Source organism: Dyella ginsengisoli LA-4 (assembly GCF_000334915.1).
GTDB classification, from domain to species: Bacteria; Pseudomonadota; Gammaproteobacteria; order Xanthomonadales; family Rhodanobacteraceae; genus Dyella_A; species Dyella_A ginsengisoli_A.
The window spans coordinates 1-14,048 of sequence record NZ_AMSF01000064.1 but is presented as its reverse complement, the minus strand read 5'-3'; the positions used below and the strand labels follow the sequence as shown (position 1 = coordinate 14,048).

Genomic DNA, 14,048 nt, shown 5'->3' with positions numbered 1-14,048 from the left:
CCACGGTCGAGGCGCACGTGCCGTTGGGCGTCGGAGACGCTACGGGCATGTCAGTCGGTCGGCGGAGAGCATCGAACGTGGCTCTCGGGACGCTCTCCACTGCCTCGCCGGCAGGATGGCGCCCTGTCTTAACCCCACGAATGGCCCAAGGGTAATGGCTGGTTTGCCGCAAGTCCAGCAGCCGGGAGGCCATCGCATCATCGGGGCGCAATGTGCCGCTGATCGTCCATCCTTGGCACTCCGGCCCGGTTCGTCATGGTCGTCAGTGCCGCTTCGATGGCCGTTTGGTGCGAATGGCGGATCTGACTTCGGTTCTGGCACATCGCTTGCTTCACCCGCTTGTCCCTGCGTGGACTTCGTGCCCCAATACGGTTCTGCCGGATCGGGGGCCGCGCGTCGGGAACATTCTTCACCGGCAGGTCCTCCCGGACCCTTCGGTGCGAGGGAATCAGGCCTCCGGGGGACGGGGCAAGCGAGGGAGCATGATGGCAGTAGACAAGAATGCGACGGGCTTCGGCGAGGAACATCTGCGCCCGGCCAGGATGCGCATCGAGACAACGGTGCTGATGAGTCGTGGAGACCAGTCGCACCCGAGCGAGCTGGTGGATATTTCGGCCACTGGCCTGCTGGTGCGGCGGCCTCTGGGCTGGTCCGGCGAGCTGGGGGAACCGTGGGTGCTGGACATGATCTTCGGCAGCGACCTGCACATCCATCTGGAGGCGACGGTGGCACGGATCTCCGACCATCACGTCGGATACGCGTATTCCCGGATTCCCGAGGACAAGCAGGTGCCGCTGTGGAATCTGCTCGGCGGTTACGCCGACATCCTGGAGCAGTGGAACAACTGAGCGCGACCGTTTCGCAACCCCGCACAGGAAAACGCCCGCGTCACGCGGGCGTTCTTGCATCCGCGGGCACCTGGCCGGTCAGTGGGTGACGGCCGGCTTCTTCTCGTCCCGCAGCTCGCGCCTGAGGATCTTGCCGACGTTGCTTTTGGGCAGGTCGTCGCGGAACTCGATGAGTTTCGGCCGCTTGTAGCCGGTGAGGTTCTCGCGGCAGAACTCCTTGAGCGCCTCGACGGTGAGGTTCGGGTCCTTGCGCACCACGAACAGCTTCACCACCTCGCCTGAGTGTTCGTCCGGGACGCCCACGGCCGCGACTTCCGACACGCCAGGGTGCTGCATCACCGTGTCTTCGACCTCGTTCGGATACACGTTGAAGCCGGACACCAGGATCATGTCCTTCTTGCGGTCGACGATGTAGAAGTAACCGTTCTCGTCCATCCGGGCGATGTCACCGGTGTGCAGCCAGCCATCGTCGCCGAGCACCTTGGCGGTCTCCTCCGGGCGCTGCCAGTAGCCCTTCATCACCTGCGGACCCTGCACCATCAGTTCCCCCACTTCACCGACCGGCAGCGGCTGGTTCTCTTCCGACCAGATCGCCACGTTGGTGGACGGGATCGGCAGGCCGATCGAGCCGTTGTATTCCTTCAGGTCGAGCGGGTTGATGCAGGCGGCAGGCGATGTCTCGGTGAGGCCGTAGGCTTCGGCCAGGGTGCAGCCGGTGACCTTCTTCCAGCGTTCGGCCACGGCACGCTGCACCGCCATGCCGCCACCCAGCGTCAGGTGCAGGCGCGAGAAATCCACCTCGGCGAAGCCGGGCGTGTTGAGCAGGCCGTTGAACAGCGTATTGACGCCGGTGAGCGCGGTGAAGCGCGACTTCTGCAGCTCCTTGACGAACCCGGGCATGTCGCGCGGATTGGTGATCAGCCAGTTCAGGCCGCCCAGGCGCATGAACACCAGGCCGTTCGCCGTCAGCGAGAAGATGTGATAGAGCGGCAGGGCGGTAATGATGACCTCCTCGCCCTCCTTCGCATTCCGGCCGATCCAGCTGCCGGCCTGCAGCATGTTGGCCACCATGTTGCCGTGGCTGAGCATCGCGCCCTTGGCCACGCCGGTGGTGCCACCGGTGTACTGCAGGAAAGCCAGGTCATCGTGGCTCAGCATGACTTTCGGCAGCGGGTGATGAGCCCCGCGCGCCAGGGCATCGTTGAAGCGCACGGCCTGCGGCAGGTCGTAATCCGGCACCATTTTCTTCAGGTGCTTGGCCACCGTGTTGACCAGCATGCCCTTGAGGCCGCCGAGCAGGTCGCCCACGCCCGTGGTGACGATGTGCTCGATATGGGTCTCGGCGACCACCTGCTGGACCGTCGAGGCGAAATTGTCCAGCACCACGATCGCCTTGGCGCCGGAGTCTTCCAGCTGGTGCCTGAGCTCGCGGGCGGTATAGAGCGGGTTGGTGTTGACCACCACCAGCCCCGCACGCAGCGCGCCGAACAGGGCCACCGGATACTGCAGCACGTTGGGCATCATGATCGCGATGCGATCGCCCTTGACCAGCTTGAGTTCGCCGGAGAGATAACCGGCGAACTTCGCGCTCATCGCGTCGATCTCGCCGTAAGTGAGCTGCTTGCCGAAGCTGGCGAAAGCCGGCCGCTCCTTGAACTTGCCGAAAGACTCCTCGAGCACCGCGACGACGGATGCGTAGGCACCCAGGTCGATCTCGGCGGGGACACCCTCCGGATAGTGGTCAAGCCACGGACGCTCTTTGCTCATGGTGATCCTTGCGCTCCTGGAAACGGACAGCCGCCTGCCGCGGCCGGTCATCGACATGACGCGGCATTGGAGCATACGCTCGCGTATAGCGGCAAGCCGCGCCGCAACGACCCGGAAGCCTCCCGCATGCGCCTGCACCGATGCCTTTTATTGCTGCTTCTGGCGACCGTTTCCGCAGTGCTGGTCGGGTGTCATCACCGGCCCGCCGAGGAGGCGGTGCGGCGCGCGGTGGCCGCGACGGAGCATGCGGCCGAGGCGGTCGATGCCGGAGCTTTCAGGGATCGGCTGAGTGAGGATTTCACCGGCAATCGGGGCGAGGTCGATCGCCGGCAGCTGGTCGACCTGTTGCGCCTGGCGCGGCTGCGGGGCGAGACCATCCACGTGCTGATGGGGCCGCTGTCGATCGAGCCGCGTGGCGATCGTTTCCTGGTGACATTCACCGTGACGCTCTCCAGTGGCGGCCGTCTGCTGCCTTCCGATATGGGGATCTACCGGGTCGAGAGCGCATGGCGCCGGGAAGGTGGTGACTGGGTCTGCTACGCGGCCACCTGGTCGCGACCGCGGTAGCGCTGAGCCGGAAGAAAGAAAAACGCCGCCCGGAGGCGGCGTTTTGCCGGGGCGGACAGCCCGGATGCTCAGGCCGACTTTCTGCCGGCCAGCTGGCGCAGCACATACTGCAGGATGCCGCCATGGCGGAAGAACTCGCGCTCCTTCGGCGTCAGCAGCATCACGTTCACGGTGAACTCTTTCTTGCTGCCGTCGGCGGCGGTGGCCACCACCTTGGCTTCCTTCGACTCGCCGCCGCCCAGGCCGGTGATCTCGAACGACTCCTTGCCGGTAAGGCCCAGTGACTGCGCGTTCTCACCTGCCTTGAAGGTACACGGCAGCACACCCATGCCGACCAGGTTGGAACGGTGGATGCGCTCGAAGCTCTCGGCGATCACCGCCTTCACGCCCAGCAGCAGGGTGCCCTTGGCCGCCCAGTCGCGCGAGGAACCGGTGCCGTACTCCTTGCCGGCCAGCACGATCAGCGGCGTCTTCTCTTCCTTGTACTTCATCGCCGCGTCGTAGATCGCCATCTGCTCGCCCGAGGGCACGTGCAGGGTGTAGCCGCCCTCGACCCCGTCCAGCATCAGGTTCTTGATGCGGATGTTGGCGAAGGTACCGCGCACCATCACGTCGTCGTTGCCGCGACGGGAGCCGTAGGAGTTGAAGTCCTTCGGGTCGACGCCCTTCGAGATGAGGAAGCGGCCCGCCGGGCTGTCCTTCTTGATCGAACCGGCCGGCGAGATGTGGTCGGTGGTGATCGAATCCCCGAACAGGCCCAGCGCGCGTGCGCCGTGGATGTCCTCGATTGCATCGAGTTCCATCGTCATGCCGTCGAAGTACGGCGGGTTCTTGATGTAGGTGGAATCGTTCCACTGGTAGACCGCCCCGTCAGGCGAGGCGATCCGGTTCCAGCGGCTGTCGCCCTTGAACACGTCGGCGTAATTCTTCTCGAACATGGCCGGGTTGATCGCGCCCGCGATGGTGTCGGAGATCTCCTGGTTGCTCGGCCAGATGTCCTTGAGGAATACGTCCTTGCCGTCCCGATCCTGGCCGATCGGCTGGTGCGTCAGGTCGATGTCGAGCGTGCCGGCCAGCGCGTAGGCAACCACCAGGGGCGGGGAGGCCAGATAGTTCATCTTCACTTCCGGATGCACGCGGCCTTCGAAGTTGCGGTTGCCCGAAAGCACCGAGGCGACGGCCAGGTCGCCTTCGCCCACGCCCTTGCTGATCTCGGCCGGCAGTGGACCGGAGTTGCCGATGCAGGTGGTGCAGCCATAGCCGACGATGTAGAAGCCCACCTTCTCGAGCTCCTTGAGCAGGCCGGTCTTCTCCAGGTAGTCGGTGACCACCTTGGATCCCGGGCCGATCGACGTCTTCACCCACGGCTTGGCGGTCAGGCCCCTGGCGGCGGCCTTCTTCGCGACCAGGCCGGCGCCGAGCATCACGGCCGGGTTGGAGGTGTTGGTGCACGAGGTGATCGCGGCGATCACCACCGAACCGTCCCTCAGGTCGAAGGTTTCGCCGCCCTTGCTGACGCGCACGCTGCCTTCGCCCAGGCTATTGGCCTCGTTGCCGATGGCCGCCGAGCCGCCCTCGTTCTGGAAGCCTGCGGCGTCGCCGTTCTTTTTCCTGCGATTGGCGGTGAGTCCGCCGACTGCGTCGTGGAAGCTTTTCTGCACGCCTTCCAGCAGCACGCGGTCCTGCGGACGCTTGGGGCCAGCCAGCGAGGGCTTCACGTCGGCCAGGTCCAGTTCCAGCGTGGTGGTGAACTCCGGCTCCACCGCGTGCTCGTCGTGCCACATGCCCTGGGCCTTGGCATAGGCCTCGACCAGGGCGATCTGCTCGTCGCTTCGGCCGGACAGGTGCAGGTAGTTCAGCGCTTCCTGGTCGACCGGAAAAATGCCGCAGGTCGCGCCGTACTCCGGCGCCATGTTGGCGATGGTGGCGCGGTCGGCCAGCGCCAGGTGCTTCAGGCCCGGGCCGAAGAATTCGACGAACTTGCCCACCACGCCCAGCTTGCGCAGCATCTGGGTGACCGTCAGTACCAGGTCGGTGGCGGTCACACCTTCGGCCAGTTTGCCGGTCAGCTTGAAGCCCACCACCTGCGGAATAAGCATCGACGAAGGCTGGCCCAGCATGGCCGCCTCGGCCTCGATACCGCCGACGCCCCAGCCCAGCACGCCGAGGCCGTTGATCATGGTGGTGTGGGAATCGGTGCCGAACACGGTGTCCGGGTAGGCCCAGCGCTCGCCGTCGACCTCGCCGGCAAACACCACGCGGGCCAGGTGCTCCAGGTTCACCTGGTGCACGATGCCGGTACGCGGCGGCACCACCTTGAAGTTGTTGAAGGCCTTCTGGCCCCAGCGCAGAAACGCGTAGCGCTCCTGGTTGCGCTCGAACTCGATCTCGACATTCTTTTCCAGCGCCGACTCGGAGCCATAGGTGTCCACCTGCACCGAGTGGTCGATGACCAGTTCGGCCGGCGCCAGCGGGTTGATCTGGGTGGCGTCGCCGCCGAGCTTGACCACGGCATCGCGCATCGCGGCGAGGTCGACCACGCAGGGCACGCCGGTGAAGTCCTGCAGCACCACGCGCGCGGGCATGAAGGCGATCTCGGTGTCCGGCTCGGCCTTGGCCTTCCACGTGGCCACCGCCTCGATCTCCTTGGCGGTCACGGTCACGCCGTCCTCGTGGCGCAGCAGGTTCTCCAGCAGGATCTTCAGCGAGTAGGGCAGGCGCTTGAGGTCGAACTGCTGGCCCAGTTTGGCCAGGCTGGCGAACCGGTAGGTGGTGCCGTTGGCCGTGAGGGTGTCGCGGGTGGCGTAGGTGTCCAGCATGGCTAACTCCTTTATTGCTTGAGGCTGGCGGACGCAGGGCGTAACAGCGACATGGTACGCGCGTCCTGGTCAAGGCGACGTGGCGATGCGATGGCGGCGTGCCACCACGGATCTTCCCGGCCCATCGGGACGCGATCGTGTCGAATCGTGCGCACCGTGATGTCGGGTCGCCGGCCGGTGACGACAAGCGCGGTGGTGGGGCCACCTCTTGCACGATTTCGAACGCTCCCGGAAACGGTGTCTTGCGTTGCGGCTGGCTTGGCGCGGCTGGCAAAATACGCAGGTTAAGTGCCGCCGTGAGGCGGCTTCGGGCCTTGCTTTCATGCTGGTCGATGGTCGCTTTCCGGAGAGGTTTTTCCGGAGTGGCATCCACCGTTGAACGGCGACGGGCAGGGCCACCCGGTACCCGCGCGCACCCACCCCAAGGGACTCAAAATCATGCTCACCGCTTATCGCCAACTCGCCGCCGAACGCCAGGCCCTCGGCGTCCCGCCGCTGCCGCTCACCGCGCAGCAGACGGCCGAACTGATCGAGCTGCTGAAGCAGCCGCCGGCCGGCGAGGAGGCCTTTCTGGTCGAGCTGCTGAGTGAGCGCGTGCCGGCCGGCGTGGACGACGCGGCCAAGGTCAAGGCCTCGTATCTCGCCGCCGTGGCCCTTGGCACCGAAGTCTGTCCGCTGATCAGCCGCGAGAAGGCGACCGAGCTGCTCGGCACCATGCTGGGCGGCTACAACATCCATCCGCTGATCCAGCTGCTGGACGATACGCAGCTGGGCGGCATCGCTGCCGAGGCGCTGAAGAAGACCCTGCTGATGTTCGATTCCTTCCACGACGTGAAGGAAAAGGCCGACGCCGGCAATGCCCACGCGCAGGCCGTGCTGAAGAGCTGGGCCGAGGCCGAGTGGTTCACCTCGCGTCCCGAGGTGCCGGAGTCGCTGACCATCACCGTGTTCAAGGTGCCGGGCGAGACCAACACCGACGATCTGTCGCCGGCGCCCGACGCCACCACCCGCCCGGACATCCCGCTGCACGCGCTGGCGATGCTGAAGAACAAGCGCGAGGGCGCGCCGTTCCAGCCGGAAGAGGACGGCAAGCGCGGCCCGATCCAGCTGATCGCCGACCTCAAGGCCAAGGGCCACATGGTCGCCTACGTCGGTGACGTGGTCGGCACCGGCTCCAGCCGCAAGAGCGCCACCAACTCGGTGCTGTGGTGGACTGGCGAGGACATCCCGTTCATCCCGAACAAGCGCTTCGGCGGCGTCTGCCTGGGTTCGAAGATCGCCCCGATCTTCTACAACACCATGGAAGACGCCGGCGCGTTGCCGATCGAGCTGGACGTGTCGAAGATGGAGATGGGCGACGTCGTCGAGCTGCGCCCGTATGAAGGCAAGGCACTGAAGAACGGCGAGGTGATCGCCGAGTTCCAGGTGAAGTCGGACGTGTTGTTCGACGAGGTGCGCGCCGGCGGCCGCATCCCGCTGATCATCGGCCGTGGCCTCACCGCCAGGGCGCGCGAGGCGCTGGGCCTGCCTGCCTCGACCCTGTTCCGCCAGCCGCAGCAGCCGGCCGACACCGGCAAGGGCTACTCGCTGGCGCAGAAGATGGTCGGCCGCGCCTGCGGCCTGCCGGAAGGCAAGGGCGTGCGCCCGGGCACCTACTGCGAACCGAAGATGACCTCGGTCGGTTCGCAGGACACCACCGGTCCGATGACCCGCGACGAGCTGAAGGACCTGGCCTGCCTGGGTTTCTCGGCCGACCTGGTGATGCAGTCGTTCTGCCACACCGCGGCCTACCCGAAGCCGGTGGACGTGAAGACCCATCACACCCTGCCGGAATTCATCTCCACCCGCGGCGGCATCTCGCTGCGCCCCGGCGACGGCGTGATCCACAGCTGGCTCAACCGCATGCTGTTGCCGGACACCGTCGGCACCGGCGGCGACAGTCACACCCGCTTCCCGATCGGCATCTCGTTCCCGGCCGGCTCCGGCCTGGTCGCGTTCGCCGCGGCTACCGGCGTGATGCCGCTGGACATGCCCGAATCCGTGCTGGTGCGCTTCAAGGGCGAGCTGCAGCCGGGCGTGACGCTGCGTGACCTGGTCAATGCGATCCCGTACTACGCGATCAAGCAGGGCCTGCTCACGGTCGCCAAGCAGGGCAAGAAGAACATTTTCTCCGGCCGCATCCTGGAGATCGAAGGCCTGCCGGACCTGAAGGTGGAGCAGGCGTTCGAGCTGTCCGACGCCTCGGCCGAGCGTTCGGCCGCCGGCTGCACGGTGCGCCTGAACAAGGAGCCGATCATCGAGTACCTCAACAGCAACATCACGCTGCTGAAGTACATGATCGCGCAGGGCTACAAGGACGCCCGCAGCCTGCAGCGCCGCATCGCCAAGATGGAAGAGTGGCTGGCCAGCCCGCAGCTGCTCGAGCCGGATGCCGACGCCGAATATGCCGCAGTGATCGAGATCGACCTGGCCGACGTGCACGAGCCGATCGTGGCCTGCCCGAACGACCCGGACGACGTGAAGACCTTGTCCGACGTGGCCGGCGCCGCCATCGACGAGGTGTTCATCGGTTCGTGCATGACGAATATTGGTCACTTCCGGGCGGCGTCCAAGCTGCTGGAAGGCAAGCGCGACATCCCGACCAAGCTTTGGGTGGCCCCGCCGACCAAGATGGACGCGCAGGAGCTGACCAAGGAAGGCCACTACGGCACTTTCGGCACCGCCGGCGCGCGTATGGAGATGCCGGGCTGCTCGCTGTGCATGGGCAACCAGGCGCAGGTGAAGGAGGGCGCGACGGTGTTCTCCACCTCGACCCGCAACTTCCCCAACCGCCTGGGCAAGAACTCCAACGTCTACCTCGGTTCGGCCGAGCTGGCGGCGGTGTGCTCGCGCCTGGGCCGGATCCCGAGCAAGGCCGAGTACATGGAGGCCATGGGCGTGATCAACGCCAGCGGCGCGGCGATCTACAAGTACATGAACTTCGACCAGATCGAGGACTTCAAGGAAGTCGCCGACACCGTCGCCGGCTGAACCGGCCCGCGATGAGCCCGACAAAGCCCGGCCCCGTGCCGGGCTTTGTCGTTATGCTTCCCCGCACGCCAGGCGGGCAGCCCTGCTCCCGGGCACTGAGGAACCCAATACCCGGATGATTTCCAGCCTCCTGTCGGTCGTCTCGCTGCGCGATCTCACCCTGGTCCAGGCGGTCAGCCGCCATGGCAGCTTCAACAGCGCCGCGCGGGCCATGCACATCAGTCCGTCGGGCCTGTCGCATCAGGTGCAGAAGGTCGAGCAGGCGCTGGGTGCGCCGCTGTTCGAACGCGGCGGGCGACGCATCGTGCCTACCGCCGGCGGCCAGCGACTGCTGGCTCAGATCGCCGCCGTGCTGACTGCAGCCGAACACCTGCAGCAGGCCGCCCGCGCCGGCCAGGTCGCCTTCGGCGGCGAGCTTCGGTTGGGCGTTCCCGCCTCGCTCGGGCCGTATCTGTTGCCGCACCTGATCGCGCCGTTCCCGCAGCACTTTCCGGGTACCCGGCTCAGCCTGTCCGAGGGCAAGCCGAAAGGGCTGCTGCGCCGCCTGCACGAGGGCGAGCTCGATGCCGTGCTGGGGCCGCCGCCAGCGGTGTCGCCCGCGGGCATCGCCAGTCGCCCGCTGTTCTTCGAGCCATGGGAGGTGATGCTGCGGGCTGATCACCCGCTGGCCGGAAAGTCGACGCTGGCGCTCAACCAGCTGGACGCCGCCGAGGCCACGGTCATGGCCGAGTACCACCAGGACGGCGTCGCCGAGGCCGGCCAGGTACAGGACGTGAGCCTGGAGAGTCTTGCCGCACTGGTCGAGCTGCGCGGCGGCTATGCGCTGGTACCGGCGCTGGCGCGTGACCGGTTGTCGTCGATTGCGGCGGTGACCCTGGCCAAGATCCGTGGGCCGGCGCCCGGTCGGGATATCTCCCTTTACTCACGCGAGGCTTCGCCGTGGGGCGAGGATCTGATCGCGTTCGCCGAGCTGCTGCGGCAGATCGCCCGGCGCCGGCCGGGACTGCGCCTGCTCGACTGAGTGGCGGGCGTACTGCCTCAGCCGTTGTCCAGGGTGGAGCCGGTGAGCAGGCCGCGGGCGAGCATGGCGCACTGCTTGCGGTGCAGTAGCAACTGCCACTGCCGGCCACCGACCTGCCGCCACAGCACCGCTGAGCGGACGGCCGCCAGCAGGCTGGTGCGCACCCGCTCGACGATGGCTTCCTGGCGCAGCATCTGGGGATTGCCGGTGACCATCACGCGCGGCTTCAGCGTGGACAGCGTGGATACGTAGAGCGCGGCCAGCCGGCCGATCACCTGCGGCGAATACCTGCCGAAGTGGTCGATCTGCCGCTGCGCGGCCAGCAGGCCCTGCTGCAGGTCGTTGCGCAGATTGCCGTGGCGGGCGAGGGTGCGCTCCAGTCGCATCACGGTGATCGCCATGCGGGTCACCGCCATGTCGCTGGAGCTGTCCTCCAGCTGGGTGATCAGGGTGCGCAGCCCCAGCCGCAGGGCCGACGTGCGACCGTAGACGCCGACCACCGAATCCGCATCGATGCGGAAGACGCTGTCCACGCTGGTTTCGAATGCCGCCTCGTCGCAGCGCCCCTGATTCGCCAGCTGCTGGGCGAGCGAGGTGGCCTGGAACAGTCCGGCTAGGGCGAGCACGCGCTCTTCGTTCATGGCAAACAGGCTGGGGACCACTTCTCACGACTCCGATGAAACAGGGGGCAGGCCGCCAAACGGGGCGTCGGTAACGGCAATCACGGCACCGCCCAGGCAGGCCTCGCCGTCATAGAAAACCACCGACTGCCCAGCCGTGACAGCGCGCTGGGGCTCGTCGAAACGCACCTCCAGCCGCTCGTCCCGCAGCAGCACTTCGCAGGCAACGTCGGTTTGGCGGTAGCGCGTCTTGGCGGTGCAGCGGAAGCGACTGGCAGGCGCTTCGCCCGCGATCCAGTGGGGGTTGTCGGCCACCAGCCGGGTTGACTGAAGCCAATGGTTCTCGCCGCCCTGGGCCACGTACAGGATGTTTGCCGGCACGTCCTTGCCGACCACGTACCAGGCTTCGCCGCTGGCGCCGTGGCGCCCGCCGATACCCAGGCCCTGGCGCTGGCCGAGGGTGTAGTACATCACCCCCTGGTGTTCTCCAACCTCCCTTCCGTCGGGAGTGCGCATGGCGCCGGGCCGGGCCGGGATGTACTGGCCCAGGAACTCGCGGAAATCGCGTTCGCCGATGAAGCAGATGCCGGTGGAGTCCTTCTTGGCGTGGGTCGGCAGGCTGGCCTCGCGCGCGATGACACGCACCTGTTCTTTCGCCAGTTGCCCGATCGGGAACAGCGTGGCGGCGAGCTGGGCCTGGCCGATCGCATGCAGGAAGTAGGTCTGGTCTTTTGTCCGGTCCGCTGCGCGGAGCAGCCGGTACCTGCCGTCGCGCTGGTCGACCTGTGCGTAGTGGCCGGTGGCGATCTTCTCCGCGCCCAGTGCGCGGGCCTCGTCGAGAAAGGTCTTGAACTTGATCTCGCGGTTGCACAGCACGTCCGGATTCGGCGTGCGACCGGCGCGGTACTCGGCCAGGAAGTGCTCGAACACGCCGTCCCAGTACTCGGCGGCGAAGTTGCGCGTGTGGAACGGAATGCCGAGGCGTCCGCATACGCCCAGGGCGTCCTTGCGGTCGGCATCGGCGGTGCAGGGTCCGGAGCGCTCGTCCTCTTCCCAGTTCTGCATGAACAGGCCTTCGACCTCGTGGCCGGCCTGCTGCAGCACCAGGGCGGCGACCGACGAGTCGACCCCGCCGGAGATGCCCAGCATCACTTTCACGGGTAACGATCCCCGTCGAGCAGGCTGGTCACCGTGGCCAGCGGCAGGCGCTGGCCCGCCAGCCAGGCGTCGATGCTCAGCAGCACCAGCGGGCTGCGCAGGCGGTCGCCGAGTGCCTCGATCTCCTCGCGGGTCAGCCACAAGGCACGCCGGATGCCGGTGTCCAGCGGACGGGCCGGATCGTGACCGATCGGGCGCGCAGCGAAGCTGAATCGCACCACGCCATCGCCGTGCTCGGTGCTGCGCCACTGATGGATGCCGATCAGGTGCTGCAATTCGACCGTCCAGCCGGTCTCCTCCAGCGTCTCGCGGGCCGCGGCAGTGAGCAGGCTTTCGTGGTCGTCGAGGTGGCCGGCCGGCTGGTTGTAGGCCAGCCGGCCGCCGACTTCCTCTTCCACCATGAGGTAGCGGTCGCCATCCGCCACCACACAGGCGACGGTGACGTGCGGGCACCACACGGACGAGGATGACGAAGCGGGCATGTCGGCTTGCCTTGCGGCACTGGAAAAGCGTTCATTGTGCCATCACCTCTGTCCCCGTCGCCAAAGCTGCATCCCCGGCGGCGTAGAATCCGTATCAACCGGCAAGCGACCTATTTTTTCCTGATGGCAAACCAACCCGAACACGAGCAGAGCCCCGGACACGGGCTGGCGCTGGAACCCTCCCGTCCGGAGGTGGCACGGCCGCCGCTGTATCAAGTTCTGCTCATGAATGACGATTTCACTCCCATGGACTTCGTGGTGGAGGTGCTCCGCGGCTTCTTCGCCATGGACCAGGAGAAGGCGGTGCAGGTGATGCTCCACGTGCACACCCGCGGACGGGGTGTTTGCGGCGTGTTTACCCGGGAGGTGGCCGAGACGAAAGTCACCCAGGTGAACGAATATTCACGTGCCCATCAGCACCCGCTGTTGTGCACTATGGAAAAGCTGTAGGCGACCCCACTTTGGCGATATCGCGGCACCCCCACGCCGCAGCCATACAACCGGGAGACGGTCCGGATGTTCAGCAAGGATCTCGAAGTCACCATCGGCCAGTGCTACAAGCAGGCACGCGAACAGCGTCATGAGTTCATGACGGTGGAGCACCTGCTGCTTGCCCTTACCGACAACCAGTCCGCGTCCGGCGCCTTGCGGGCCTGCGGCGCCGACATTCCGCGGCTTACCAGCGAGCTCGAAAAGATCATTGCCGAGACCGTTCCCGTGCTGCCGCACGGTGACGAGCGCGACACCCAGCCGACGCTGGGCTTCCAGCGTGTGCTGCAGCGTGCGGTCTACCACGTGCAGTCCTCCGGCCGGAAAGAGGTCACCGGTGCCAACGTGCTGGTGGCGATCTTCGGCGAGAAGGACTCGCATGCCGTGTACTTCCTGCACCAGCAGGAGATCACCCGGCTGGACGTGGTCAACTACATCTCGCACGGAATCGCCAAGATCGGCGAGGAGCCGTCGGCCGGCCCGGCGGCCGGTGAGCGCGAAGGCGAGGAGGCAGGCGAGGGCAAGGGCAATCCCCTGGCCGAGTACGCCAGCAACCTCAACGAACTGGCGCTGGAGGGCAAGATCGATCCGCTGATCGGTCGGGCCGACGAGATCGAGCGCACCATCCAGGTGCTGTGCCGACGTCGCAAGAACAACCCGCTCTACGTCGGCGAAGCCGGTGTGGGCAAGACCGCGCTGGCCGAGGGCCTGGCCAAGCGCATCGTCGACGGCGAGGTACCTGAGGTGCTTGAGGACGCCACGATCTGGTCGCTCGATCTCGGCGCACTGGTGGCCGGCACCAAGTACCGCGGCGATTTCGAGAAGCGCCTGAAGGCGGTGATCGGCCAGCTCAAGAAGCAGCCGGGCGCGATCCTGTTCATCGACGAGATCCACACCATCATCGGCGCCGGCTCGGCCTCCGGCGGCACCATGGACGCCTCGAACCTGATCAAGCCGATGCTGGCCTCGGGCGAGCTGCGCTGCATCGGCTCGACCACCTTCCAGGAATTCCGCGGCATCTTCGAGAAGGACCGCGCCCTGGCCCGTCGCTTCCAGAAGATCGACGTGGTCGAACCCACCGTGGCCGACTCCATCGAGATCCTGAAGGGGCTGCGCAGCCGCTTCGAGGAGCACCACGCGGTGGCCTACACCAACGAGGCGCTGAAGGCGGCTGTGGACCTGTCGGTCAAGCACATCCCCGACCGGTTGCTGCCGGACAAGGCGATCGACGTGATCGACGAGGCGGG

11 protein-coding genes are annotated in these 14,048 nt (G+C 66.5%); 6 read left to right on the top strand and 5 right to left on the bottom strand.

Features of this window, described 5'->3' with window-relative positions; all coding sequences use genetic code 11:
• The first annotated feature begins 482 nt into the window (after positions 1–482).
• Entirely contained in the window at positions 483–848 is a 366-nt protein-coding gene (locus C693_RS0115390) for a PilZ domain-containing protein (RefSeq protein ID WP_017463169.1), read from the top strand.
• A 78-nt stretch (positions 849–926) separates the two neighbouring features.
• Here C693_RS0115390 and C693_RS0115385 read toward each other — a convergent pair whose 3' ends face one another.
• Complete coding sequence (locus C693_RS0115385; protein ID WP_017463168.1) at positions 927–2,615, bottom strand: AMP-binding protein; 1,689 nt, start codon at positions 2,613–2,615, stop codon at positions 927–929.
• Positions 2,616–2,741: 126 nt separating this feature from the next.
• Between C693_RS0115385 and C693_RS0115380 the strand changes: the two genes are divergently transcribed.
• Positions 2,742–3,182 carry a hypothetical protein gene (locus tag C693_RS0115380; RefSeq protein ID WP_043598846.1) on the top strand — a complete coding sequence of 147 codons (441 nt, stop codon included), beginning with the start codon at positions 2,742–2,744 and terminating at the stop codon, positions 3,180–3,182.
• 68 nt (positions 3,183–3,250) lie between these two features.
• Here C693_RS0115380 and acnA read toward each other — a convergent pair whose 3' ends face one another.
• Positions 3,251–6,001, bottom strand: a complete 2,751-nt coding sequence (acnA, locus tag C693_RS0115375) for an aconitate hydratase AcnA (RefSeq protein WP_017463166.1) — start codon at positions 5,999–6,001, stop codon at positions 3,251–3,253.
• A gap of 438 nt (positions 6,002–6,439) precedes the next feature.
• Here acnA and acnB point away from each other — a divergent pair, with 438 nt between their 5' ends.
• Positions 6,440–9,031, top strand: coding sequence for a bifunctional aconitate hydratase 2/2-methylisocitrate dehydratase (gene acnB / locus C693_RS0115370; RefSeq protein ID WP_017463165.1), 2,592 nt, complete (start codon positions 6,440–6,442; stop codon positions 9,029–9,031).
• A 115-nt stretch (positions 9,032–9,146) separates the two neighbouring features.
• Positions 9,147–10,052 (top strand): LysR family transcriptional regulator, encoded by a 906-nt coding sequence (locus tag C693_RS0115365; RefSeq protein ID WP_017463164.1) that lies wholly within the window; start codon positions 9,147–9,149, stop codon positions 10,050–10,052.
• A gap of 17 nt (positions 10,053–10,069) precedes the next feature.
• On the opposite strand, the gene hflD is transcribed toward C693_RS0115365, so the two are convergent.
• The 3 genes from hflD to C693_RS0115350 are packed head-to-tail and all read right to left on the bottom strand — an operon-like array spanning position 10,070 to position 12,312.
• The gene (hflD, locus tag C693_RS0115360) at positions 10,070–10,693 is read right to left on the bottom strand and encodes a high frequency lysogenization protein HflD (protein WP_017463163.1); all 624 of its coding nucleotides are present in this window, start codon (positions 10,691–10,693) and stop codon (positions 10,070–10,072) included.
• Positions 10,694–10,717: 24 nt separating this feature from the next.
• The gene (gene mnmA / locus C693_RS0115355) at positions 10,718–11,830 is read right to left on the bottom strand and encodes a tRNA 2-thiouridine(34) synthase MnmA (protein WP_017463162.1); all 1,113 of its coding nucleotides are present in this window, start codon (positions 11,828–11,830) and stop codon (positions 10,718–10,720) included.
• A complete protein-coding gene (locus C693_RS0115350; protein ID WP_017463161.1) occupies positions 11,827–12,312 on the bottom strand; it encodes an NUDIX hydrolase in 486 nt (161 codons plus the stop codon). Before C693_RS0115350 ends, mnmA begins: the two co-directional genes overlap by 4 nt.
• A 123-nt stretch (positions 12,313–12,435) precedes the next feature.
• Between C693_RS0115350 and clpS the strand changes: the two genes are divergently transcribed.
• Positions 12,436–12,762: an ATP-dependent Clp protease adapter ClpS gene (clpS, locus tag C693_RS0115345; RefSeq protein ID WP_026107461.1), complete on the top strand. Its 327-nt coding sequence runs from the start codon at positions 12,436–12,438 to the stop codon at positions 12,760–12,762.
• Positions 12,763–12,828: 66 nt separating this feature from the next.
• Positions 12,829–14,048: Clp protease N-terminal domain-containing protein (locus C693_RS0115340; RefSeq protein WP_017463159.1), on the top strand; the 1,220-nt coding region annotated here is incomplete at its 3' end.

Excerpts from the sequence above, each read along its gene's own strand:
- acnB (WP_017463165.1), top strand. The coding sequence starts at position 6,440 with ATGCTCACCGCTTATCGCCAACTCGCCGCCGAACGCCAGGCCCTCGGC.
- clpS (WP_026107461.1), top strand. The coding sequence starts at position 12,436 with ATGGCAAACCAACCCGAACACGAGCAGAGCCCCGGACACGGGCTGGCG.
- acnA (WP_017463166.1), bottom strand. The coding sequence starts at position 6,001 with ATGCTGGACACCTACGCCACCCGCGACACCCTCACGGCCAACGGCACC.
- C693_RS0115350 (WP_017463161.1), bottom strand. The coding sequence starts at position 12,312 with ATGCCCGCTTCGTCATCCTCGTCCGTGTGGTGCCCGCACGTCACCGTC.
- C693_RS0115380 (WP_043598846.1), top strand. The coding sequence starts at position 2,742 with ATGCGCCTGCACCGATGCCTTTTATTGCTGCTTCTGGCGACCGTTTCC.
- hflD (WP_017463163.1), bottom strand. The coding sequence starts at position 10,693 with ATGAACGAAGAGCGCGTGCTCGCCCTAGCCGGACTGTTCCAGGCCACC.
- C693_RS0115365 (WP_017463164.1), top strand. The coding sequence starts at position 9,147 with ATGATTTCCAGCCTCCTGTCGGTCGTCTCGCTGCGCGATCTCACCCTG.
- C693_RS0115390 (WP_017463169.1), top strand. The coding sequence starts at position 483 with ATGATGGCAGTAGACAAGAATGCGACGGGCTTCGGCGAGGAACATCTG.
- C693_RS0115385 (WP_017463168.1), bottom strand. The coding sequence starts at position 2,615 with ATGAGCAAAGAGCGTCCGTGGCTTGACCACTATCCGGAGGGTGTCCCC.